Source organism: Agromyces aerolatus, from assembly GCF_031432255.1.
Lineage (GTDB): Bacteria > Actinomycetota > Actinomycetes > Actinomycetales > Microbacteriaceae > Agromyces.
In genome coordinates, this window is the sequence record NZ_JAVKGQ010000009.1 from 16,487 (window position 1) to 38,881 (window position 22,395).

Consider the following 22,395-nt stretch of genomic DNA (forward strand, 5'->3'; position numbering starts at 1 on the left):
CGGAAGGGAGTTGAGAAGCAGCAGCAGGAGGGTTATAAGCGCTCGACCCTGGCGACGCACCCCGCGGGACGCTCGCACTACAGTTGAAGGGTTCGTCTTCTTCAGAGAAAGCAGATCCACAGTGGCCGACGGCTTCGAGCTCTTCACCGACCGATCCGTTGTCGCGATGCGCGTCAACGGCGAGCTCAAGGACCTGGCCACGACGGTCACCGAGGCCGACACGGTCGAGCCAGTGACGATCGACTCACCCGACGGGCTCGCGATCCTCCGGCACTCGACCGCGCACGTGCTCGCGCAGGCCGTGCAGACGATCAATCCCGAGGCCAGGCTCGGCATCGGCCCGCCCGTGACCGACGGCTTCTACTACGACTTCGACGTCGCACAGCCGTTCACGCCCGAAGACCTCAAGGCGCTCGACAAGGAGATGGCGCGCATCATCCGCTCGGGTCAGCGCTTCATGCGCCGCGTCGTGACCGACGACGAGGCACGCGCCGAGCTCGCCGCCGAGCCGTACAAGCTCGAGCTCATCGGGCTCAAGGGGCACGCAGGGCACGGCGAGTCGAGCGGTGACGACCACGAGTCGGTCGAGGTCGGCGCGGGCGAGCTGACCATCTACGACAACGTCGACCCCAAGTCGGGCGAGACGGTCTGGAAGGACCTCTGCCGCGGCCCGCACTTGCCGAACACGCGCATGATCGGCAACGGCTGGTCACTGATGCGGGTCGCCGCCGCCTACTGGCGCGGCTCGGAGAAGAACCCGCAGCTGCAGCGCATCTACGGCACCGCGTGGCCGACGAAGGACGAGCTGCGCGCGTACCAGACCCGCCTCGAGGAGGCGGCCAAGCGCGACCACCGCAAGCTCGGCAGCGAGCTCGACCTGTTCAGCTTCCCCGACGAGATCGGCTCGGGGCTCGCGGTGTTCCACCCCAAGGGCGGCATCATCCGTTACGAGATGGAGGAGTACCTGCGCCGGCAGCTGCTCGCGAACGGGTACGACTTCGTGAACACCCCGCACATCACGAAGGCCCACCTGTACGAGGTCAGCCAGCACCTGAACTGGTACGCGGAGGGCATGTTCCCGCCCATGCACCTCGACGAAGAGGTCGACGCCGAGGGCAACGTCACGCGCCAGGGCCAGGACTACTACCTGAAGCCCATGAACTGCCCGATGCACAACCTCGTGTTCCGGGCCCGCGGCCGGTCGTACCGCGAGCTGCCGCTGCGGCTCGCCGAGTTCGGCACCGTGTACCGCTACGAGAAGAGCGGCACGCTCTCGGGCCTCACGCGCGTGCGCGGCCTCACGCAGGACGACGCGCACATCTACGTGACCGACGAGCAGATCAAGGACGAGGTCGCGAGCCAGCTCGCGTTCGTGCTCGAGACGCTGCGCGGGTACGGCCTGACCGACTTCTACCTGGAGCTGTCCACTAAGGACCCGGTGAAGTACGTCGGCGACGACGCGCTCTGGGAGCAGGCGACCGCGACGCTGCGCGAGGTCGCGGTCGACTCGGGCCTCGAGCTGGTGGACGACCCGGGCGGGGCCGCGTTCTACGGACCGAAGATCTCGGTGCAGGCGCGCGACGCGATCGGCCGCACCTGGCAGCTGTCGACCGTGCAGCTCGACTTCAACCAGCCCGAGCTGTTCGAGCTGCGCTACGCGGCCGCCGACGGCACGCAGAAGCAGCCCGCCATGATCCACCGGGCGCTGCTCGGTTCGGTCGAGCGGTTCTTCGCGATCCTGCTCGAGCACTACGCGGGCGCGTTCCCGGCCTGGCTGTCGCCCGTGCAGGTCGTGGGCATCCCCGTCGCCGACGAGTACGCGCCCTACCTCGGCGCGATCGTGACCCAGCTCACGGGGGCCGGCGTGCGGGCCGAGCTCGACACGACCGACGACCGCATGCAGAAGAAGATCCGCACCCACACCAAAGACAAGGTGCCCTTCCTGCTCATCGCGGGCGAGAACGACCGCAGCGCCGAGACCGTGAGCTTCCGCTTCCGTGACGGCACGCAGGAGAACGGCGTGCCGGTCGCCGACGCGCTCGCGCGCATCCGCGCCGCCATCGACGAGCACCGACAGGTCTCGACGAGGGACGACCTGTTCGCATGACCGCCTACCAGCCGGATGAGTTCGAGGGCGTGCCGACGGATGCCTCGGGCGATCTGGCGGGCGTCCCCGACGCCTTCCAGCGACTCTGGACCCCGCACCGCCTGGTCTACATCCAGCATGGCCAGCAGCCCGATGAGCACACGTGCCCGTTCTGCCGCGCGCCCGAGCTCTCCGACGAGCAGTCGCTCATCGTCGCGCGCGGGACGCACGCGTACGTGCTGCTGAACCTGTACCCGTACAACAGCGGTCACCTGCTGGTGTGCCCGTACCGGCACATCGCGACCTACGACCAGGCGAGCGCCGAGGAGGTCGCCGAGGTCGGCGAGCTCACGCAGATCGCCATGCGCGTGGTCAAGCAGGTCTCGAAGTGCGACGGGTTCAACCTCGGCATGAACCAGGGCCGCATCGCGGGCGCGGGGATCGCCGAGCATCTGCACCAGCACATCGTGCCCCGCTGGGCGCTCGACTCGAACTTCTTCCCGATCATCGCGGGCACGAAGGCGCTGCCGCGCCTGCTCGGCGAGGTCCGTCAGGAGATCGCGGACGGCTGGCCCAAGCCATAGCGGGCGAGCGGATGCCTCGCGCAGCCGCCTCACGAGGCATCCGCTCACCGTGCCTGTGCTGGTCGAGTAGCGAGCGAGGGACGAGCACGCGTATCGAGACCTGCGTGAGCCGGTCTCGAGGGCGGGTCACGCAGGTCTCGATACGCTCGCTGGCGCTCGCTACTCGACCAACGACTGCGGTCAGCGGACCTGCTGCACCGTGAACTGCATGCGCGGGTGCGCGTACGCGTCCTGCGACTCGACGAGCTGCAGCTCGCGCTCGCCGGACTCATAGGTGTTCGTGAGCAGGTCGAACACGCTCGACGTGGTGCGCGCGAGCGCGTCGGCCGCGTCGCCGGTCTCGCGATAATGCGCCGTGAACAGTGCCGCGGTGACGTCGCCCGAGCCGTTGGCCTTCAGGGGCAGCATGGGCGTCTGCACGATCCAGGCGCCGCGGTCGTCGACCGCGAGCATCTCGATCGTGCCCTCGGGGCGGTCGGGCCGTTCGACGCTCGTGACGAGCACCGTACGCGGGCCGGTCGCGCGGATCAGGTCGGCCGAGATCAGCGTCGACTCGAGCGTGTCCGGCTCGGTGTCGGTCAGGAAGCCGAGCTCGAACTGGTTCGGCGTGATCAGGTCGGCGGCCGGCACCACGCGATCGCGCAGCAGGACCGGGATGGCGGGCGCCACGAAGCATCCGCTCTTGGCATTGCCCATGACCGGGTCGCACGAGTAGATCGCGCCGGGGTTCGCGGCCTTGACGCGCGCGACGGCGTCGAGGATGACGTCCGCGATGCCCTCGCCGCCCTGGTAGCCCGAGAGCACGACGTCGGTCTGCGCGAACGCGCCGCGCTCCTCGATGCCCGAGATCACGTCGCGCACGTCGTCGGGGGAGATGAGCGGGCCGCGCCACGCGCCGTAGCCCGTGTGGTTCGAGAAGTTGACCGTGTAGACCGGCATGACCTCGACGCCGATGCGCTGCAGCGGGAAGACGGCAGCGGAGTTGCCGACGTGGCCGTACGCGACGGCGGACTGGATGGAGAGGACTCTCACTGGTCGATGGCTTCCTGTTCGGGGGACGGTTCCGGGGACTGTGCTGAGGTCTGTGCCGGGGCCGGCGCCGCGGGGACGAGCCGCCCGCCCGCCGCGCGGACCGCGGCGGCGATGTCACCGGCGAGCCGGTCGGCGTCGGCGTCGTGCAGATCGTGCACGGTGAGTCGGAGCCGGCGGGCCGCCGGCGCGTCGGCGAGCACGAAGGCGTCGCCCGCGCGCGCGAGCCAGCCGCGCCGCATGAGCTGCTCGGAGACGTCCCGCGCGGGCACCGGCAGGGGCACCCAGAGGTTGACGCCGTCGCCGGCCGCCGCGGGCACGCCGAGTGCGGTGAGCCGTTCGGCGAACGCGCGATTGCGCTCGGCGTAGTGCGCCCCGGCCGCCTCGATGGCCTCGGCGACCTCGGGGTCGGTCACGAGCGCGAGCGTCAGGCGCTGCAGCAGATGGCTGACCCAGGTGGTCCCCGGCGTGAGCCGCATCGCGAGCCGCTCCGCGGTGTCGGGGTCCGACGCGGTCACCGCGAGGCACATGTCCGGGCCGAGGAACTTCGAGACGGAGCGGACGAGCGCCCATCTGCGGTGCTCGGGTCCGATCAGCGAGTGGAACGGCTGCCGCGAGAGCATCGAGAAGTGGTCGTCCTCGATGACCAGCACGTACGGATGCGAGCGCAGCACCGCGCGCAGCGCCTCGGCCCGGCGTGCGCTGAGGCTCGCGCCCGTCGGGTTCTGCGCGCGCGGCGTGCAGACCACGGCGCGCACACCCTGTTCGAGGGCGTGGCGGAGGCCCTCGACGGTCATGCCCTCGTCGTCGACCGGGATCGGGACGGGGCGGTAGCCGCCGACCCGCACGGTGTGGATGCTGGTCAGGAAGCAAGGGTCCTCGAGCGCGACCGCGTCGTCGCGCACGAGCGCCTGCGCGAGGAGGCGTTCGACGGCGTCGGCCGCGCCGCTCGTGATCGTGAGGCGGATGTCGGCCGGCGCGAGATCGGCGCTCATCCATTCGAGCGCCCAGTGCTCGAGACCGGGGTCGATGACGGGTTCGCCGTAGAGCACCGGCCGGCTCGCGATGCGTGCGAGCGCGGAAGCGGGGTCTGGGATGAGGTCGGGATCGGGGTTGCCCGTCGCGACGTCGCGGAGCACGCTGTCGGCCGCGAACCCCTCCTGGTCGACGGGTGACCGGTCGGCGACGTGGGTGCCGCCCCGGCCGCGCGTCTCGACGAGGCCCGCCTGGATGAGCTGCCGGTAGGCCGCGACCGCGGTGTTGCGGTTCACGCCGAGCTCGTCGGCGAGGCCGCGGACGGGCGGCAACGGCTCGCCGGGCAGCAGGGTCCCGCGTTCGATCAGGGCGCGCACGCTCGCGGCGATGTCGGCCGCCGAGCGGCCTTCGATCTGGAGGGTCACGTCACGATCCATGGCATCAGAAAGTCTAGGCCCGGATCATGCTAGCGTTTGGCCTAGGCCAACACTCCTCGCTGTCCGGCCGACCGGCGTCGCCCCGCGACGCGGTGCGGCGGCGCGGCGCCCGACGAAGGGAACCCACGACATGAGCACTGCCGAGACCGGCTCGAACCGGGTCAAGCGCGGCCTCGCCGAGATGCTGAAGGGCGGCGTCATCATGGACGTCGTGACCCCCGAGCAGGCGCGCATCGCCGAGGACGCCGGGGCCGTCGCGGTCATGGCGCTCGAGCGCGTGCCCGCCGACATCCGTGCCCAGGGCGGCGTCGCGCGCATGAGCGACCCCGACCTGATCGAGGCGATCATCGCCGAGGTCTCCATCCCCGTCATGGCGAAGGCACGCATCGGCCACTTCGTCGAAGCGCAGGTGCTGCAGGCGCTCGACGTCGACTACATCGACGAGTCCGAGGTGCTCTCGCCCGCCGACTACGTCAACCACATCGACAAGTGGCAGTTCACGACGCCGTTCGTGTGCGGCGCCACGAACCTCGGCGAGGCGCTGCGGCGCATCAACGAGGGCGCGGCGATGATCCGCTCGAAGGGCGAGGCCGGCACCGGCGACGTGTCCGAGGCGACCAAGCACATCCGCAAGATCTCGAGCGAGATCAACGGGCTCCGGTCGATGACGAAGGACGAGCTCTACGTCGCCGCGAAGGAGCTGCAGGCGCCGTACGAGCTGGTCGCCGAGGTCGCCGAGACCGGCACGCTGCCGGTCGTGCTCTTCGTCGCGGGCGGCGTCGCGACCCCGGCCGACGCGGCCATGATGATGCAGCTGGGCGCCGACGGCGTGTTCGTCGGCTCGGGCATCTTCAAGTCGGGCAACCCGGCGCAGCGTGCAGCCGCGATCGTGAAGGCGACCACGTTCTACGACGACCCGTCCACGATCGCCGAGGTCTCGCGCGGGCTCGGCGAGGCCATGGTCGGCATCAACGTCGCGGATCTCGCCGCGCCGCACCGGCTCGCCGAGCGCGGCTGGTGACCACGCTCCGGGCGCAGTCGCTGGGGCGGGCGGATGCTCCGGCCGGAGGCCCGCGCGTCGGCGTGCTCGCCCTCCAGGGCGACTTCCGCGAGCACGCGCGCGTGCTCGCCGGGCTCGGTGCGGGCGTCGAGCTGATCCGGCGCCCCGAGGAGCTCGCGGTCATCGACGGCCTGGTCATCCCGGGCGGCGAGTCCACGGTCATGGACAAGCTGTCGCGCGCGTACGAGCTCGCCGAGCCGTTGCGCCTGGCGATCGAAGCGGGCCTGCCCGTCTACGGCACGTGCGCCGGGCTCATCATGCTGGCCGACACCGTGCTCGACGCGATCGAGGGTCAGCAGACCCTGGGCGGCCTCGACGTCGTTGTTCGGCGCAACGCCTTCGGCTCCCAGAACCAGTCATTCGAGACCGACCTCGACGTGCCGGCGCTCGGCGCCGGCCCGGTGCACGCGGCGTTCATCCGCGGGCCGGTGGTCGAGTCGGTGGGGGAGCGGGCGACCCCGCTCGCGACGCTCGCCGACGGTCGCGTCGTCGCGGTCGAGCAGGGCGACCTCCTCGGCACGAGCTTCCACCCCGAGATCACCGGCGAACACCGCTTCCACGCCTACTTCCTCGACAAGGTCCGCGCGCGCGTCGCGGCGTAGGGCCGCAGGGAAGCGCTCGCGCGCACGCCAAATCCTGGGCTAGTGCCTGGCTATAAGTTGGGCTAGTATGGTGGGCATGCAGACGGTGCCGCTCAGTGAAGCAAAGGACAAGTTGTCGGGGCTCATCGAGCGCGTGGAGCGTGAGCACGAGATCGTCGAGATCACCCGTCATGGTCGCGCCGCCGCGGTGCTGATCAGCAAAGATGCACTGGACTCGTTGTACGAGACGATGTTCTGGTTGTCGCAGCCTGGTGTGCGTGAGGATGTCGCGGAGGCTCGACGACAAGCCGAGAGCGGCGAGACGCTCAGTGCGGCTGACGTCCGTGCCCGCTACGGGTTGCGTCCGCTGTGACCTGGAACGGCCAGTTCGCCGACACTGCGATTCGCGGACTCGACCGGTTGCCGCTCAAGATCACGCAGGCCGTCATCGAGTTCGTGACGTTCACACTGTCCACCAATCCGCGGCGGATGAGCAAGCCTTTGCAGGGCGAGTTCGAGGGCCTCCACTCCGCCCGCCGGGGTGATTACCGGGTGTTGTTCAGCTTGGATGAGGCGAGCGGCACATTGCTCGTGGTCAGGGTTGCGCACCGCCGAGACGCATACCGGCTGCCCCGCCGCCCGTATAGCGATGGTGTGCGCATGATTCCAGAGTATTACTCACCGCTGACGGCGCGGGTGGGTGGTGCGGCGTACGCTCGGCGCATTACCGGGTATGTGGCGTTGCTGCGCGGGGTGAACGTCGGGGGAGTGACGATCAGGTCCGCCGAGCTGCGCGAGGTGTTCGAGGGGCTGGGGTTCGATGAGGTGCGCACGGTGCTCGCGAGCGGCAACGTCACCTTCGAGGCATCCGCTGACGACGACGCGAAGCTGAAGCGGCGCATCGAGGCCGCGCTCGGCGAGCGCTTCGGGTACGAGGCGTGGATCGTGCTCATCACGCGCGACGCGCTCGAGCGCGTCGTCGAGGCGTTCCCGTTCGACGAGCACGACGCGGGGCGGCAGCCGTATGTCGTCTTCGCCTCGGACGCGGGGGTGGTCGACGAGCTCGTGGACGCCGCCGCCGGGTTCGACGCCGACGCCGATCCGATCGCGGCGGGCGACGCGGTGCTGTACTGGAACCCGGTGAAGGGCACGACCCTGCACACCCCGTTCGGCAAGCTGCTCGGTAAGCCGCGCTTCGCGCCTACGACGACCAACCGCAACCTGCGCACGCTCCGCAAGGTGCTCGCCTGAGCGTCGCCGTGGGTGGTGCTCGCTAGAATGGGCAGGCGCGGTGCCTTCGAGGCATCCGCTCGAGACTCGATTCAGGAGACGCATGTCCGGGCATTCCAAGTGGGCGACGACCAAGCACAAGAAGGCCGTCATCGACGCGCGTCGCGCGAAGTCGTTCGCGAAGCTCATCAAGAACATCGAGGTCGCGGCCAAGATGGGCGGCGCCGACCTCGCCGGCAACCCGACGCTGTACGACGCGGTGCAGAAGGCCAAGAAGACGTCGGTGCCGAACGACAACATCGATCGCGCGATCAAGCGCGGCGCGGGCATCGGCGGCGAGGCCGTCGAGTACCAGAGCATCACCTACGAGGCGTACGGCCCGTCGGGCGTCGCCATGATGATCGAGGTGCTCACCGACAACAAGAACCGCGCGGCCGCCGAGGTGCGCACGGGTCTGAACCGCAACAACGGCACGCTCGCCGACCCCGGTTCGGTCGCCTACAACTTCTCGCGCAAGGGCGTCATCGTCGTCTCCGGCGAGGGCACGACCGAAGACGACGTCATGCTGGCCGCGCTCGAGGCCGGTGCCGAAGAGATCGAGCCGCACGCGCAGGGCTTCGAGGTCATCACCGACCCGTCCGACATGGTCGCGGTGCGCGTCGCGCTGCAGGAGGCGGGGCTCGACTACGAGTCCGCCGACGTCGAGTTCGTGCCGAACCTCAAGGTCGAGGTCGACGCCGACACGGCGCGCAAGGTGTTCCGGCTCATCGACGCGCTCGAAGACAGCGACGACGTGCAGAACGTCTACAGCAACTTCGACCTGAGCGCCGAGGTGCAGGCCGAGCTCGAGAACGAGGAGTAGGCGGTCGCCGTGCGCGTGCTCGGCGTCGACCCCGGGCTCACGCGCTGCGGCGTGGGCGTGGTCGACGTCGAGCCGAACCGCAGCGCGAAGCTCGTCGACGTCGTGGTGCTGCGTTCGCCCGCCGATCTCTCGATCGAACGCCGGCTCGCACGCATCGCCGACGGGCTCGAGGCGATCTTCGACGAACACCGTCCGCAGGCCGTCGCGCTCGAGCGGGTCTTCGCCAGGAGCGACGTCTCGACCATCATGGGCACGGCCCAGATCTCGGGCGTCGCGATGCTCATCGCCGCCCGGCGGGCGCTTCCGGTCGCGCTGCACACGCCGAGTGAGGTGAAGGCGGCGATCACGGGCTACGGGCGGGCCGACAAGAAGCAGGTGGGCGCCATGATCGCGCGCATCCTCGGTCTCGACGCCGTCCCGAAGCCCGCGGACGCCGCGGACGCCCTCGCCCTCGCGGTCTGCCACGCCTGGCGCGCGGGCGGCACGGGCGGCCAGGCGATGACGGATGCCTCGTCGGCGGACCGTCCCGATGACGCCGCCGGGCTCACGCCAGCGCAGCGCGCGTGGCGCGCCGCCGAACGCTCCGCGGCCGTGTCGGGGGCCGCACGTAGGCTGAACGCGTGATCTCCTCGCTCCGTGGCCGGGTCCTGCAGGCAGCCGGCGGCTCCGTCGTCCTCGAGGTCGGCGGCGTCGGCTTCCTCGTCAACACGACCCCGGCGCTCGCGCTCGCGAGCCGTGAGGGCGACGAGGCGGCGCTGCACACCTCGCTCATCGTGCGCGAAGACGCCCTGACGCTCTTCGGCTTCGCGACCCGCGAGGAGCTCGAGGTGTTCGAGATCCTCATCGGGGTCACGGGCGTCGGGCCCAAGTCCGCGCTGGGCGTGCTCTCCGCGCTCTCGCCCGAGCAGGTCGCGCTCGCGGTCGAGCGCGAAGACGACGCCGCGTTCAGGAAGGTCAGCGGCATCGGCCCGAAGACCGCGAAGCTCATCGTGGTGTCGCTCGCCGGCAAGGTCCGGTCGACCGGGGTCGCCGCCGAGACGCCCACGGGCGCCCTGGTCACCGGCGGCGTCGCCGACAGCGTGCTCGCGGCGCTCACCGGGCTCGGCTGGTCCGAGCGCGTCGCAGCCGAGGCGGTCGAGGCCACGATGGCCGAGGCCGCCGACAGCGAGGCGGCGTCGGTCCCGGCGCTGCTCAGGCTGACGCTCGCGAGACTCGGCCCGGCGCAGCAGGCCGGGAGGGCGAGATGAGCGACGGCTCCGACGACCTGACCGATCCCGAGCTCGCGAACGAGGCCGAGCTCGCCTTCGAGGGCGCCCTCCGGCCCAAGAGCCTGGGCGAGTTCGTCGGGCAGAGCCGGGTGCGCGGCCAGTTGCAGCTCCTGCTGACGGCGGCGACGCTGCAGCAGCGGACCCCCGACCACATCCTGCTGGCCGGCCCGCCCGGGCTCGGCAAGACCACGCTCGCGATGATCGTCGCGCACGAGAGCGGGCGACCGCTCCGCATGTCGAGTGGTCCCGCCATCCAGCACGCGGGCGACCTCGCCGCGATCCTCAGCTCGCTCGTTCCCGGCGAGGTGCTGTTCATCGACGAGATCCATCGCATGGCGCGATCGGCCGAAGAGATGCTGTACCTCGCCATGGAGGACTTCCGCATCGACATCATGGTCGGCAAGGGGGCCGGCGCGACGTCAGTGCCGCTCGACCTCGCGCCCTTCACGCTGGTCGGTGCGACCACACGTGCCGGTCTGCTGCCGAACCCGCTGCGCGACCGCTTCGGCTTCACCGCGCACCTCGAGTTCTACGACGAGGCCGAGCTCGAGCAGGTGCTCGTGCGCGCTGCGAGCCTGCTCGGGCTGCAGATCGATCGCGAGGCGCTGGCCGAGATCGCCGGGCGCTGCCGCGGAACCCCGCGCATCGCGAACCGCCTGCTGCGCCGGGTCCGTGACTACGCGCTCGTGCATGCCGCAGCGGGCCCGGGGCGCGATGGCGGCGCCGACATCGAGGCCGTGCGGGCCGCGCTCGAGCTCTACGACGTCGATGCGCTCGGGCTCGACCGGCTCGACCGCGCCGTGATGCAGACGCTGCTCACGAGGTTCGGCGGCGGGCCGGTGGGGCTCAACACGCTCGCGGTCTCCACGGGCGAGGAGGCCGAGACGATCGAGGCCGTCGTCGAGCCGTTCCTGGTGCGGATCGGGCTCATCACCCGGACCCCGCGCGGCCGGGTCGCGACCCCCGCGGCCTGGCGACACTTCGGGCTGGCGAACGAGTCTGTACAGGCTTCAACGGCACTTCCGCTCGATGATCTATAATTCTAGAGGCCTCAGGCCCCCATGCTCATCGACTGTGCGTCCCCACGCACCGCGGAAGGTTCCTGCACCCCATGGTTTTTGATCCGTTCACTCTCATCATGCTCGCCATCCTGGCGGTGCTGATCTTCTTCATGTTCCGCAATTCGCGGAAACGTCAGGCCGACGCTCGTGAGCTCCAGTCCAAGGTCGTACCCGGGGCCACGGTCATGACCAACTTCGGCATGTTCGGCACCATCCAGTCGATCGACGAGGAAGACAACAAGGTCGAGCTCGAGATCGCGCCCGGCACGGTCGTCACGGTCCACCGTCAGGTCGTCGCCCGCGTGGTCGACGAGGCCGAGTCCACCGAGGCCACGCCGGTCGTCCCCGACACCGTGCCCGAAGAGCTCACGGCCGAGCCCGAGTACGGCCAGCGTCTCGACGACTCGTCGGCCGACGAGCAGACCGACCCCAAGAAGAAGTCGGACGACTAGCACTCACCCCACCTACGCCTCCGCCGGCTGACGGTGGGGGCGCCTGCACAGAAGGCTCACCAACGTGGCTGCACCATCCAAGCGGTCCTCCCGCCCTGCGCCGGTCCGCAAGGCCTGGCGGTCCCTCACCTGGCTCGGCGTCATCATCGTCGGCCTGTTCGCGATCAACGCCGCGGGCGTGATCTGGGGCGGCGGCTCGTGGACGCCGAAGCTCGCGCTCGACCTCGAGGGCGGTACGCAGATCATCCTCGCGCCCCAGCTCGAGGACGGCCAGACCGCGTCGCAGGAGCAGCTCGACCAGGCGGTGTCGATCATCCGGCAGCGCGTCGACGCGTCAGGTGTGGCCGAGGCCGAGATCAACACCGAGGGCAACAACGTCGTCGTCCGCATCCCGGGTGAGCTCGACGACCAGACGAGGGCCCGCATCGAGTCCTCGGCCAAGCTCGAGCTCCGGCCGGTGCTGCTCGCCGGCGCCGCGACGACGCAGTCGATCGATCCGACGGCCTCGCCCGACGCGGCCGATCCGGCCGAGGGCCTCGCCACGGAGCCGACCGTCCAGCCCACGGACGGCAGTGACATGAACTGGGTGACTCCGGCGCTGCAGGCCCAGTACGACGCGTTCGACTGCGCGGCGCTCGACGACACCGAGACGAACGTGGCCCCGGCCGCCGACCCGCTCGTGACCTGCGACCAGTCGCGCACGGTCAAGTACCTGCTCGGACCCGTCGAAGTGTCCGGTGAGAACATCGTCGACGCCACGAACGGCATGGTGCAGACGAGCACCGGCGGTCAGACCGGCCAGTGGGCGGTCAACATCGTGTTCGACGGCACCGGTACCGAGGAGTTCGCCAAGGTCTCGACGCGCCTGTTCGGACTCAAGGGCCAGACGCCGCGCGACCAGTTCGCGTTCGTGCTCGACGGCGCGGTGCTCTCCGCCCCCTCGATGAACGGCGTGATCACCGACGGCAGGCCGCAGATCACCGGCCAGTTCGACCAGGAGTCCTCGAAGGCCCTGGCCGACCAGCTGAAGTTCGGCGCGCTGCCGATCAGCTTCACGGTGCAGTCCTCCGACACGATCTCGCCCACGCTCGGCACGTCGCAGCTCCAGTCAGGTCTCATCGCAGGCCTCATCGGCCTCATCCTGGTCGTGATCTACACCCTGTTCCAATACCGGGCACTGGCCTCGGTGACGATCGCCTCGCTCATCATCGCGGGCATCATCACGTACCTGATGATCACGATCCTGTCGTGGCGCGAGGGGTATCGATTGTCGCTCGCGGGCATCGCGGGCCTGATCGTCGCCATCGGATTCACCGCGGACTCGTTCATCATCTACTTCGAACGCGTCCGCGACGAGCTGCGCGACGGCCGACTCCTGATCGGCGCGGTCGAGGCCGGCTGGAAGCGCGCGTTCCGCACGATTCTCGCCTCGAAGGGCGTGAACCTGCTCGCGGCGGTGGTGCTGTTCATCCTCGCGGTCGGCAGTGTGAAGGGCTTCGCCTACACGCTCGGTCTGACCACGATCATCGACGTCGTCGTCGTGATCCTGTTCACGCATCCGATGCTGCAGCTGCTCGCCCAGACCAAGTTCTTCTCGTCGGGCAATTCGTGGTCGGGGCTCGACCCGACCGCGCTCGGGGCGGTCTACCGCGGCCGTGCCGAGTTCCGTACCCCCGTCGCCGCGGGCCGCAAGTCGGCGGCCAGCCAGAAGGAAGCGCAGAAGCGGCAGACGATCGCGGAGCGGAAGGCGGCCGGCGTCGGCGCGACCACCGGCTCCGACGAGAGCAAGGAGTCCTGATGGCCAAGGCAAGCCGCCTGACCCGGTTCGGCAACGACCTGTACACGGGCAAGCGCTCGTTCAACTTCGTCGGCGGTCGACGCAAGTGGTACGCGGTCGTGGCCCTGGTGCTCATCCTCTCCGTGGCGATCCCGCTGATCCGCGGCGTGAACCTGTCCATCGAGTTCCGTGGCGGGTCCCAGTTCCAGATCGCCGGCGTGCAGGAGGCATCGGCCGCTCCCGCCGAAGCCGCCGTGCAAGAGGTGGTTCCGGGCTCCGTGCCGCGGGTGGCCATCGTCGGCGGCGACGGCGTCCGCGTGCAGACCGAGCAGCTCTCGCAGGAAGAGACGCGAGAGCTGACGACCGTGCTCGCGGAGGCGTACGACGTCCCCGAGGCCGAGGTCACCGCCACGTTCATCGGGCCGACGTGGGGTGCCGATGTCACGAGACAGACCCTGATCGGCCTGGTCGCGTTCCTGCTCCTCGCCGCGGTGATCATGGCGTTGTACTTCAGGACGATCAAGATGTCGTTGGCTGCCATGATCGCGCTGTTGGCCGACCTGGTCGCCACGGTCGGCATCTATGCGGCCGTCGGGTTCGAGCTCAGCCCCGCGGCGATGATCGGCATCCTGACGATCCTGTCGTACTCGCTGTATGACACCGTCGTGGTGTTCGACAAGATCCGCGAGAACACCGCCGAAGACGGCAGCGAGTCCAGGCGCACCTTCCCCGAGTCGGTCAACCTGGCGGTGAACCAGACCCTGGTGCGTTCGATCAACACGTCGGTCGTCGCTGCGCTCCCGGTCGCCGCGATCCTGTTCATCGGTGCGGGCGTCCTCGGTGCCGACACGCTCCGCGACATCTCGCTCGCGCTCCTGATCGGCATCCTGGTCGGCACCTGGTCGACCGTGTTCCTCGCGGCGCCGCTGTACTCGCAGCTGCGCGAGCGTGAGCCGGCCATCAAGCGGCACGACGAGAAGGTGCTCAAGGAGCGCGCTCGCGCGGGCGCCACGGATGGCCAGGCATCGGCCGTCACCACGGTATGACGTCCGCCCGGAGGCTGGAGTTCGCCCAGAGCTTGGCCGCGCCGGGCCGCGGCGTGGTCTGAAGCGGCGATAATCGAACTCTGGAGGTGCGCGTGACGGAGACCGGGGTCAATCAGACCGCTTCGCTGCGCCGTCTCGTGCCCCGGATCTTCTCGCGGGCGCAGTCGACGGGTGCCGTCGACACGTTGCTGCGCACCGTGCGCATGCACCATCCGAAGGCCGATCTCGCGCTGATCGAGCGGGCGTATCAGAAGGCCGACCAGGCGCACTCCGGACAGAAGCGCAAGAGCGGCGAGCCGTACATCACCCATCCGATCGCGGTTGCGCAGATCCTCGCCGACCTCGGCATCGGGTCGAAGACCATCGCGGCTGCGCTGCTGCACGACACCGTGGAAGACACGGCATACACGCTCGATCAGGTTCGCGCCGATTTCGGCGACGAGATCGCGATGCTCGTCGACGGCGTGACGAAGCTCGACAAGGTCAAGTACGGCGACTCGACACAGGCCGAGACGGTCCGCAAGATGATCGTGGCGATGTCCAAGGACATCCGCGTGCTCATCATCAAGCTCGCCGACCGTCTGCACAATGCGCGCACCTGGGGCTTCGTGCCGGCGTCCTCCGCTGAACGCAAGGCCACCGAGACGCTCGAGATCTACGCGCCCCTCGCGCACCGGCTCGGCATCCAGACCATCAAGTGGGAGCTCGAGGACCTCTCGTTCGCGGTGCTCTACCCGAAGCTGTACGCCGAGATCGAGAGTCTCGTGAAGCAGCGCACGCCGCAGCGCGAGGAGTTCGTGCAGAAGGTCATCGAGCTCGTGAGCGATGACCTGAAGGCCGCCCGAATCCGCGGCAAGGTCATGGGCCGGCCCAAGCAGTACTACTCGATCTACCAGAAGATGATCGTGCGGGGCCGTGAGTTCGACGAGATCTACGACCTCGTTGGCATCCGCGTGCTCGTCAACAGCGTGCGCGACTGCTACGCCGTGCTCGGCGCCATCCACGCGCGCTGGACGCCGTTGCCCGGGCGTTTCAAGGACTACATCGCGACGCCGAAGTTCAACCTCTACCAGTCGCTGCACACGACGGTGATCGGTCCGAAGGGCCGGGCGGTCGAGATCCAGATCCGCACGCACGACATGCACCAGCGTGCCGAGTACGGTGTCGCCGCGCACTGGAAGTACAAGGAGCGCATGGCCGGCGGCCGCACCGACGAACGTGCGGGAGCGACCGAGACCGACATGGCCTGGCTCGCGCACATCTCCGACTGGCAGGCCGAGACGGCAGACCCGGGGGAGTTCCTCGACTCGCTCCGTTTCGAGATCGGCGCCAAAGAGGTCTACGTCTTCACGCCGAAGGGCCGGGTGATCGGGCTGCCCGCCGGCGCGACCCCGATCGACTTCGCGTATGCCGTGCACACCGAAGTCGGGCATCGCACGATGGGCGCGAAGGTCAACGGGCGGCTCGTGCCGCTCGAGAGCGAGCTCTTGAGCGGCGACGTCGTCGAGGTGTTCACCTCCAAGAACCCCGACTCGGGCCCGAGCAAGGACTGGCTCACGTTCGTCAAGAGCCCCCGCGCGCGGAACAAGATCCGCCAGTGGTTCACCAAAGAGCGTCGTGATGAGGCGATCGAGCACGGCCGCGACGCGATCGCGCGCGCGATGCGCAAGCAGAATCTCCCGCTGCAGAAGCTCATGAGCCAGGAGTCCTTCGCCGAGGTCGCGGCCCAGCTCAGGTACGACGACGTGTCGGCGCTGTACGCGGCCGTCGGCGAGGGCCACGTCTCGACGCAGTCGGTCATCGAGAAGGTGCTCGCGCAGGTGCGCGAGGTCGACGAGAGCGACGAGCCCGGCCTGCCGATCTCGGCGCGGCCGCGGCAGCTGCCCCGCAGCGACTCCGGGGTCCTCGTGCGCGGCGCACCCGACATCCTCGTCAAGCTCGCGCGCTGCTGCACCCCGGTACCCGGCGACGAGATCGTGGGGTTCGTCACCCGGGGCGCCGGCGTCTCCGTGCATCAGGCGAGCTGTCACAACGTGCAGTCGCTCCTGCGTGAACCCGAGCGCATGATCGACGTCGAATGGGCGCCGAGCTCGAAGAGCGTGTTCCTCGTGCACATCCAGATCGAGGCGCTCGACCGGGCCGGCCTGCTCTCCGATGTCACCCGTGTGCTCTCGGAGCATCACGTCAACATCCTTTCCGCGAACGTGTCGACCTCGACCGATCGGCTGGCGCTCAGCCGGTTCGTCTTCGAGATGGGCGACACGACGCACCTCGACCGCGTGTTGAACGCGGTGCGCCGCATCGACGCGGTGTATGACGTCTACCGCGTCGCCGACGGCTGAGCCCGGGCCAGCGCCCGCTCGAGCCGGGCGGACGCCAGTGCGCGGTAGGGCAGCCGCACCGAGTCCTGGAGTCGTGCACGCAGCTCGCGTTCGAGGCCGTCGTGCGAGGCGATGAGCCGGGCGACGATCTGCTCGACCTCGTCGGACGCCTCGTTCGGGTCGCGAAGCAGGTCGAACGCGGTCCGCGCACGTGACGTGCAGCGCACGCCCTCGAAGTCCACGAGCTCACCCGGCGCGATGACCAGTTCGCGGACGCCTCGGGTGCCCGGCTGCGCCGTGCCGCGCGCGGCCGCCGACCGGCACAGCTGCGTGTCGTACGGGGGCGCCGGGATCGCTCCGTGCACCCACGCGGCAGAACGGCGGTCGAGGATGAGCGAGCGGTCGATGCCGATCGCGAGCGCGCCAGCGCGGAGCGCCGGGACGTCGGGTGCGTCGATGGGGACGAACGCACCGTGCAGGGCGCCGACGTCGCCGTCGAGGCGTGCGGCGCAGAGCTCGGCGAGCGGGAGGTCGTCGGTGCTGAGCACGTTCGGAAGCCGGGTCATCCACCCATCGTGCGACACCCGCGGGCCGTGGCGGTCGTCGCACGGCCGGATGTGGACAGCCGCGACGCGACGACGCTGTGGAGGAGGCCTCGCCGCGCGGGCGCAGCGAGCTCAGCCGCCGACGGCCTTGAGCCAGGCGCGGCGAGCCTCGAGCGCCTCGCGCGCGGTCGCCGCGGCCTTCGCGTCGCCGCTCGACTCCGCCTCGGCGAGCTCCGACTCGAGCTTCTCGATGGCGTCCTGGAGCTGTCCGGCGAGCCCTTCGGAACGCGCCTTCTTCTCGGGGTCCTCGCGCTGCCAGCGCTCGTCCTCGAGCGAACGCACGTGCTGCTCGATCTTCCGCAGCCGGTCCTCGACGGCACGCACCTGGTCGCGCGGGACCCGGCCGATCTCGTCCCACTGGCGCTGCACCCGGCTGAGCGTGGTGCGGGCCGCGGTGGGGTCGGTCGCGGTGAGCAGCGGCTCGGCCTCGGTCAGGAGTGCGAGCTTCTGCTCGAGGTTGGCCCGATAGGCCTCGTCCTCCTGCGCGTCGATCTCGGCCTTGGCCTGGAAGAGCACATCGCCCGCGGCTTTGAAGCGCGCCCAGAGCGCGTCGTCGACCTTCTTGCCCGCACGGCCCGCGAGCTTCCACTCGTCGAGCAGCGCGCGGTAGTCGCCGACGCCGTCGGCACCGCGGGGCGCGAGCGCCTCAGCGCGCTCGACGAGCTGCTGCTTCCGTGCGCGGACGTCGCGGTGTGCCGCATCGAGCTCGGCGAAGAAGCTCTTGCGGTGCTGCTCGATCGTCGAACGCGCCGTGCGGAACCGCTTCCACAGCTCATTGGCCTCGTTCTTCGGCAGACGCGGGCCCTCCTGCTGGTGCTTCTGCCACCTCGCGAACAGCGAGTCCAGCTCGCTCGTCGTCTGCTTCCACTGCGTCTTCGCGGGGTCCTGCGCGGCGAGCTGCTCGGCCGCCTCGACGATCGCGGTGCGCTCGGCGATCGCCTCGTCGAGTGCGGCCCTGGCCTCGGCCTGCTGCTGCTCGGTCAGCTCCTTCGCCGAGCCCGACAGGGCTTCGAGCCGCTTGGACAGTGCGCCGAGGTCGCCGACGGCGTTGGCGTTCGCGACCGACTCCTGCAGGCGGGTGACGGTCTTCGCGACGTCGGCAGCCGGTGCTCCGCGACGCACGCGCTGCTCGAGCAGGCTCACCTGGCCCGCGAGGTCGGCGTACTTGCGCTCGAAGTACGCGAGCGCCTCGGAGGCCGAGCCGTCGGGGTACTGTCCGACGGCGCGCTCGCCGTCATCCGTCCGCACGAAGACGGTGCCCGTCTCATCGACGCGGCCCCACGGTTGCTGCACTGAATCGGTCACGGCCTCACCTGTCGTGGTCGGATGCCGCCCTCGGCGGCGTACTGGAACCAGCCTATTGCACGGTGGCCCGGGCTGAACGGGCGGCGGAGCGGCGCCTATTCGACCGTGAAGCCGTCGATGGTCACGGGGACGACCGGCGCCCCATCGGTCGCCCCGTCGGCGACGCCCTCGTCGATCACGGCGGTCTGCAACTCGTCGAGTCCGCTCGTCACACGCCCGAGGACGGTGTAGCCGCCGGCCGCGTCGGACGGGATCGTGGAGTCCTCGTAGACGACGAAGAACTGGCTGCCCTGGCTCGACGCGTTGCCGCCCTGCCGGGCCATAGCGAGCGTGCCGGCGGGATAGACGTCGTCGGCCGGGGCGTTCTCGACCGGTCCGTACGAGTAGCCGGGGCCGCCCGTGCCGTCGCCCGACGGATCGCCGCACTGCAGGACGAAGATGCCCGAGGTGGTGAGGCGGTGGCACGTCACGCCGTCGTAGAAGCCCGACTGGGCGAGGCTCACGGTCGAGGCGACGGCCTGCGGGGCGGCCGCGCCGTCGAGCTCGACGCCGAGGGCGATGCCGTTGAGGGTGAGCTCGCCCGTCCAGGTGCGGTTCTCAGCGAGCTCGGGCGAGGGGGCCTCGCCGGCGGTCTCGGGCTGTGCTTCCGCGCTCGGGGTCGGGGACGGCGACGCCTCCGAGCCGCCCGGGCCGCCGTCGAAGAAGAACAGCTGCGCCGCGACGGCGAGCACGAGCACGACGACCAGAGCGGCGGCGGCGATCACGTTGTCCCGGACCCGCCTCCGCTCCTTCCCGCGGTGCACCTCTTGCCGCGCCTGATACGTGCGCAGCCGGGCACGTTCCTCTCGGGCCTGCCGGTCGTTCCCTGCCACGCGTGCTCCTCTTTCCGCAACTCCAGATTCCGCGACTCCTGCGACGAGATCGTACGGGGGTGAGGGGTCCGTGCTCAATTCCCGATGCGATCGCACGCACGCCCGCGGCGTCGGTGGGCGCGGTTACGCTGGTCGGCATGGTGGACTCCGGCCTGGGGCTGCGCGCGGGCGCGACCCCCCTCGCGGTGCGCATGCGCCCGACGAATCTCGACGAGGTCGCGGGGCAGCGGCATCTGCTGACCCCGGGTTCGCCGCTGCGCGCGCTGGCCGGAGACCGGGCCGGCACGACGGGTTCGGTCTCGGTGATCCTCTGGGGCCCGCCCGGCACGGGCAAGACCACGATCGCGCAGGCGATCGCGCGGTCCTCGGGGCGCAAGTTCGTCGAGCTCTCGGCCGTGACCGCCGGGGTCCGCGACGTCCGCCAGGTCATGGAGGAGGCGCAGGCGAGCCGTGACCTCTACGGGCTGTCCACCGTGCTCTTCCTCGACGAGATCCACCGGTTCACGAAGGCGCAGCAAGACGCGCTGCTGCCCGGCGTCGAGAACGGCTGGGTCATCCTGGTCGCCGCGACGACCGAGAACCCGTCGTTCTCCGTGATCTCCCCGCTGCTCTCGCGCTCGTTGCTGCTCACGCTCGAGACCCTGTCCGACGACGACCTCGGGGTGCTCGTCGATCGCGCGGTCGCCGACCCGCGCGGCCTGGGCGGCCGGTTCGACCTCGACGACGAGGCGCGGGCCGCGCTCATCCGGCTCGCGTCGGGCGACGCGCGGCGCGCATTGACCGCGTTGGAAGCGGCCTCGATCTCGGCCGGCGGCGCAGCGCCCGGGCCGGCGTCGGTGGGCGCGACCGAGGGCGAGGGCGACGACGAGGGCGATGACGAGGGCGACGACGAGGGGGCGGATGCCTCGCGGCCGGTGATCACCGCGGAGATCGTGTCGCGCGCGGTGGATCGGGCGCTGCTCCGCTACGACCGCGCGGGCGATGAGCACTACGACGTCATCAGCGCGTTCATCAAGTCGGTGCGCGGCAGTGACGTCGACGCCGCGCTGCATTACCTCGCGCGCATGATCGAGGCGGGAGAGGACCCGAGGTTCATCGCGCGCCGCATCATCGTGCTCGCGAGCGAAGACATCGGCCTGGCCGATCCCACCGCGCTGGGCGTGGCGGTGGCGGCCGCCGACGCCGTGCAGTTCATCGGCATGCCCGAGGGCCGCATCCCGCTCGCGCAAGCGGTCGTGCACCTCGCCACGGCACCGAAGTCCAACGCCGCCTACGTCGGCATCGACCGTGCGATCGCCGACGTCCGGGAGGGTCGCGCCGGCCGGGTGCCCCCGCATCTGCGCGATGCGCATTACCCGGGTGCGAAGCGTCTCGGGCACGGCAAGGGCTACCGGTACCCGCACGACGACGCGATCGGCGTGGTCGAGCAGCAGTACCTGCCCGAGGGACTGCAGGGTGCGGTCTATTACGAGCCGACCGAGCACGGCAACGAGCGCGACGTGTCGGCGCGCCTGGCCAAGCTCCGACGCATCGTGCGTGGGCGATGAGCCAGGAGCCGCAGATCCGGCACTCGGCCGGTGCGACCGTCGTGATAGCATGGTCGACGGCCTGAAGCCAGATCTCGCGTGCGGCTGCGAGGGATCGACGGCGAAGCGGTCCGACCTGTAGCCGGTCGACCCGTGGTCACCCCTCTCATAAGAGTCTCGGCTCTGACAAGACTTCCGGCGCCATGCGCGCCCGGAACCCATCGTTCGAGAACCTCCGAAAGGACACACCTGTGACGAACCAGTCACGTAGCAAGACGCGCCTCTCCCGCGCGCTCGGCGTCGCCCTCACCCCGAAGGCCGCCCGCATCATGGAGAAGCGCCCCTACGCTCCCGGCGAGCACGGCCGCACCAAGCGCAAGCAGGACAGCGACTACGCCGTCCGGCTCCGCGAGAAGCAGCGTCTCCGCGCCCAGTACGGCATCCGCGAGAAGCAGCTTCGCATCGCGTTCAACGAGGCCCGTCGCACCGAGGGCCTGACGGGTGAGAACCTCGTCGAGCTGCTCGAGATGCGCCTCGACGCGCTCGTGCTGCGTGCCGGCTTCGCCCGCACCATCACGCAGGCCCGCCAGTTCGTCGTGCACCGCCACATCACGGTCGACGGTCGCCTGGTCGACCGCCCCTCGTTCCGCGTGAAGCCGGGCCAGATCATCGGCGTCAAGCAGCGCTCCGAGGGCACCGAGCCCTTCCAGGTCGCCGCGGCCGGCGGTCACGTCGACGTGCTCCCCAAGACCCCGGGCTACCTCGAGGTCGAGCTCGACAAGCTCCAGGCGAAGCTCGCACGCCGCCCGAAGCGTGCCGAGGTGCCCGTCACGTGTGATGTGCAGCTCGTCGTCGAGTACTACGCCGCTCGCTGACGCATCGCGTCGAGCACGGGGGTCGCGGGTTTCCCGCGGCCCCCGTGTCGTCTCCCGTGGCCGTTCCGCCGGGCCGTCGGATGGCGAGGCCACCGCGGCTGGCGTGGCATCCGTCGCCACTAGACTGTCTTGTCAGACCCTCCGGCACCGCCCGGGGCCGTCGGCGCCCGGCGCCGGCGCAGACGATCAGGGAGCATTCTCGTGAAGAACATGCTGTGGTTCGCCGCCGGCGTGGCGGCGGGGTTCGTCGCGGCGCATCAGTTCAACAAGACCGAACCGGGTCGTGAGTTCTTCGCCGGCGTCAATGCCAAGGCGAGGGCGTTCGGTCAGGCGATCGCTGAGGGGTACCACGAGCGCGATGCCGAGCTGCGCGCGAACGGGGCTCCCGCCGCCGACTGACGCGCCGCCGCCGTCACCCGGCCGCTTCGCGGCCGTTCCCCGGC

Annotated in this window: 22 protein-coding genes and 1 pseudogene; 18 read left to right on the top strand and 5 right to left on the bottom strand. The window is 70.2% G+C overall.

Translation table 11 applies throughout. From position 1 onward, the window contains the following. The first annotated feature begins 166 nt into the window (after positions 1-166). Together thrS and RH864_RS12180 are read left to right on the top strand one after the other, a co-directional pair. Entirely contained in the window at positions 167-2,107 is a 1,941-nt protein-coding gene (gene thrS / locus RH864_RS12175; RefSeq protein WP_310517953.1) for a threonine--tRNA ligase, read from the top strand. Then, entirely contained in the window at positions 2,104-2,670 is a 567-nt protein-coding gene (locus tag RH864_RS12180; RefSeq protein WP_310517827.1) for an HIT family protein, read from the top strand. The genes thrS and RH864_RS12180 overlap by 4 nt, the downstream gene beginning before the upstream one ends. 180 nt (positions 2,671-2,850) lie before the next feature. Here the strand turns inward: RH864_RS12180 and pdxY are convergent, their stop codons facing one another. Next, positions 2,851-3,702 carry a pyridoxal kinase PdxY gene (pdxY, locus tag RH864_RS12185; protein WP_310517828.1) on the bottom strand — a complete coding sequence of 284 codons (852 nt, stop codon included), beginning with the start codon at positions 3,700-3,702 and terminating at the stop codon, positions 2,851-2,853. Next, positions 3,699-5,111 carry an aminotransferase class I/II-fold pyridoxal phosphate-dependent enzyme gene (locus tag RH864_RS12190; RefSeq protein WP_310517829.1) on the bottom strand — a complete coding sequence of 471 codons (1,413 nt, stop codon included), beginning with the start codon at positions 5,109-5,111 and terminating at the stop codon, positions 3,699-3,701. The genes pdxY and RH864_RS12190 overlap by 4 nt, the downstream gene beginning before the upstream one ends. 130 nt (positions 5,112-5,241) lie before the next feature. Between RH864_RS12190 and pdxS the strand changes: the two genes are divergently transcribed. The 13 genes and pseudogenes from pdxS (at position 5,242) to RH864_RS12255 (ending at position 16,790) form a co-directional block, all read left to right on the top strand. After that, positions 5,242-6,132 (top strand): pyridoxal 5'-phosphate synthase lyase subunit PdxS, encoded by an 891-nt coding sequence (pdxS, locus tag RH864_RS12195; RefSeq protein WP_310517830.1) that lies wholly within the window; start codon positions 5,242-5,244, stop codon positions 6,130-6,132. After that, positions 6,129-6,773 (top strand): pyridoxal 5'-phosphate synthase glutaminase subunit PdxT, encoded by a 645-nt coding sequence (gene pdxT, locus RH864_RS12200; protein ID WP_310517831.1) that lies wholly within the window; start codon positions 6,129-6,131, stop codon positions 6,771-6,773. Before pdxS ends, pdxT begins: the two co-directional genes overlap by 4 nt. Before the next feature lie 76 nt (positions 6,774-6,849). Beyond that, positions 6,850-7,125 (top strand): type II toxin-antitoxin system Phd/YefM family antitoxin, encoded by a 276-nt coding sequence (locus RH864_RS12205; RefSeq protein ID WP_310517832.1) that lies wholly within the window; start codon positions 6,850-6,852, stop codon positions 7,123-7,125. Then, positions 7,122-7,364, top strand: a pseudogene (locus RH864_RS12210) (type II toxin-antitoxin system RelE family toxin); the annotation flags it as partial. The gene RH864_RS12205 and the pseudogene RH864_RS12210, both read left to right, overlap by 4 nt. Before the next feature lie 48 nt (positions 7,365-7,412). Then, positions 7,413-8,003: a DUF1697 domain-containing protein gene (locus RH864_RS12215; RefSeq protein ID WP_310517954.1), complete on the top strand. Its 591-nt coding sequence runs from the start codon at positions 7,413-7,415 to the stop codon at positions 8,001-8,003. An 82-nt stretch (positions 8,004-8,085) separates the two neighbouring features. Then, positions 8,086-8,844, top strand: a complete 759-nt coding sequence (locus RH864_RS12220) for a YebC/PmpR family DNA-binding transcriptional regulator (RefSeq protein ID WP_310517833.1) — start codon at positions 8,086-8,088, stop codon at positions 8,842-8,844. 9 nt (positions 8,845-8,853) lie between these two features. Further along, complete coding sequence (locus tag RH864_RS12225) at positions 8,854-9,468, top strand: crossover junction endodeoxyribonuclease RuvC (RefSeq protein ID WP_310517834.1); 615 nt, start codon at positions 8,854-8,856, stop codon at positions 9,466-9,468. Further along, a complete protein-coding gene (gene ruvA, locus RH864_RS12230) occupies positions 9,465-10,091 on the top strand; it encodes a Holliday junction branch migration protein RuvA (RefSeq protein ID WP_310517835.1) in 627 nt (208 codons plus the stop codon). The genes RH864_RS12225 and ruvA overlap by 4 nt, the downstream gene beginning before the upstream one ends. Beyond that, positions 10,088-11,152: a Holliday junction branch migration DNA helicase RuvB gene (gene ruvB / locus RH864_RS12235; protein ID WP_310517836.1), complete on the top strand. Its 1,065-nt coding sequence runs from the start codon at positions 10,088-10,090 to the stop codon at positions 11,150-11,152. Before ruvA ends, ruvB begins: the two co-directional genes overlap by 4 nt. 98 nt (positions 11,153-11,250) lie before the next feature. Continuing rightward, the gene (gene yajC, locus RH864_RS12240; RefSeq protein ID WP_310517837.1) at positions 11,251-11,625 is read left to right on the top strand and encodes a preprotein translocase subunit YajC; all 375 of its coding nucleotides are present in this window, start codon (positions 11,251-11,253) and stop codon (positions 11,623-11,625) included. A gap of 64 nt (positions 11,626-11,689) precedes the next feature. Further along, positions 11,690-13,423 carry a protein translocase subunit SecD gene (secD, locus tag RH864_RS12245; protein WP_310517838.1) on the top strand — a complete coding sequence of 578 codons (1,734 nt, stop codon included), beginning with the start codon at positions 11,690-11,692 and terminating at the stop codon, positions 13,421-13,423. Next, on the top strand, positions 13,423-14,448 hold the full coding sequence (gene secF / locus RH864_RS12250) for a protein translocase subunit SecF (RefSeq protein WP_310517839.1): 1,026 nt from the start codon (positions 13,423-13,425) through the stop codon (positions 14,446-14,448). Before secD ends, secF begins: the two co-directional genes overlap by 1 nt. Before the next feature lie 92 nt (positions 14,449-14,540). Then, positions 14,541-16,790 (top strand): RelA/SpoT family protein, encoded by a 2,250-nt coding sequence (locus RH864_RS12255; RefSeq protein WP_310517840.1) that lies wholly within the window; start codon positions 14,541-14,543, stop codon positions 16,788-16,790. On the opposite strand, the gene RH864_RS12260 is transcribed toward RH864_RS12255, so the two are convergent. The 3 genes from RH864_RS12260 to RH864_RS12270 all read right to left on the bottom strand — a co-directional run bounded on the left by RH864_RS12260 (position 16,769) and on the right by RH864_RS12270 (position 19,551). After that, on the bottom strand, positions 16,769-17,335 hold the full coding sequence (locus RH864_RS12260) for a hypothetical protein (RefSeq protein WP_310517841.1): 567 nt from the start codon (positions 17,333-17,335) through the stop codon (positions 16,769-16,771). The two genes, RH864_RS12255 and RH864_RS12260, sit on opposite strands and share 22 nt — an antisense overlap. Before the next feature lie 111 nt (positions 17,336-17,446). Then, complete coding sequence (locus RH864_RS12265) at positions 17,447-18,679, bottom strand: DUF349 domain-containing protein (protein ID WP_310517842.1); 1,233 nt, start codon at positions 18,677-18,679, stop codon at positions 17,447-17,449. 95 nt (positions 18,680-18,774) lie between these two features. Beyond that, complete coding sequence (locus RH864_RS12270; protein WP_310517843.1) at positions 18,775-19,551, bottom strand: peptidylprolyl isomerase; 777 nt, start codon at positions 19,549-19,551, stop codon at positions 18,775-18,777. A 137-nt stretch (positions 19,552-19,688) separates the two neighbouring features. Here RH864_RS12270 and RH864_RS12275 point away from each other — a divergent pair, with 137 nt between their 5' ends. From RH864_RS12275 to RH864_RS12285, 3 genes are all read left to right on the top strand, one after another. Then, complete coding sequence (locus RH864_RS12275; RefSeq protein ID WP_310517844.1) at positions 19,689-21,098, top strand: replication-associated recombination protein A; 1,410 nt, start codon at positions 19,689-19,691, stop codon at positions 21,096-21,098. Between the two features lie 182 nt (positions 21,099-21,280). Then, positions 21,281-21,952 carry a 30S ribosomal protein S4 gene (gene rpsD, locus RH864_RS12280; protein ID WP_396129968.1) on the top strand — a complete coding sequence of 224 codons (672 nt, stop codon included), beginning with the start codon at positions 21,281-21,283 and terminating at the stop codon, positions 21,950-21,952. Positions 21,953-22,153: 201 nt separating this feature from the next. Beyond that, positions 22,154-22,351, top strand: coding sequence for a hypothetical protein (locus tag RH864_RS12285; protein WP_396129969.1), 198 nt, complete (start codon positions 22,154-22,156; stop codon positions 22,349-22,351). Positions 22,352-22,395: the final 44 nt, after the last annotated feature.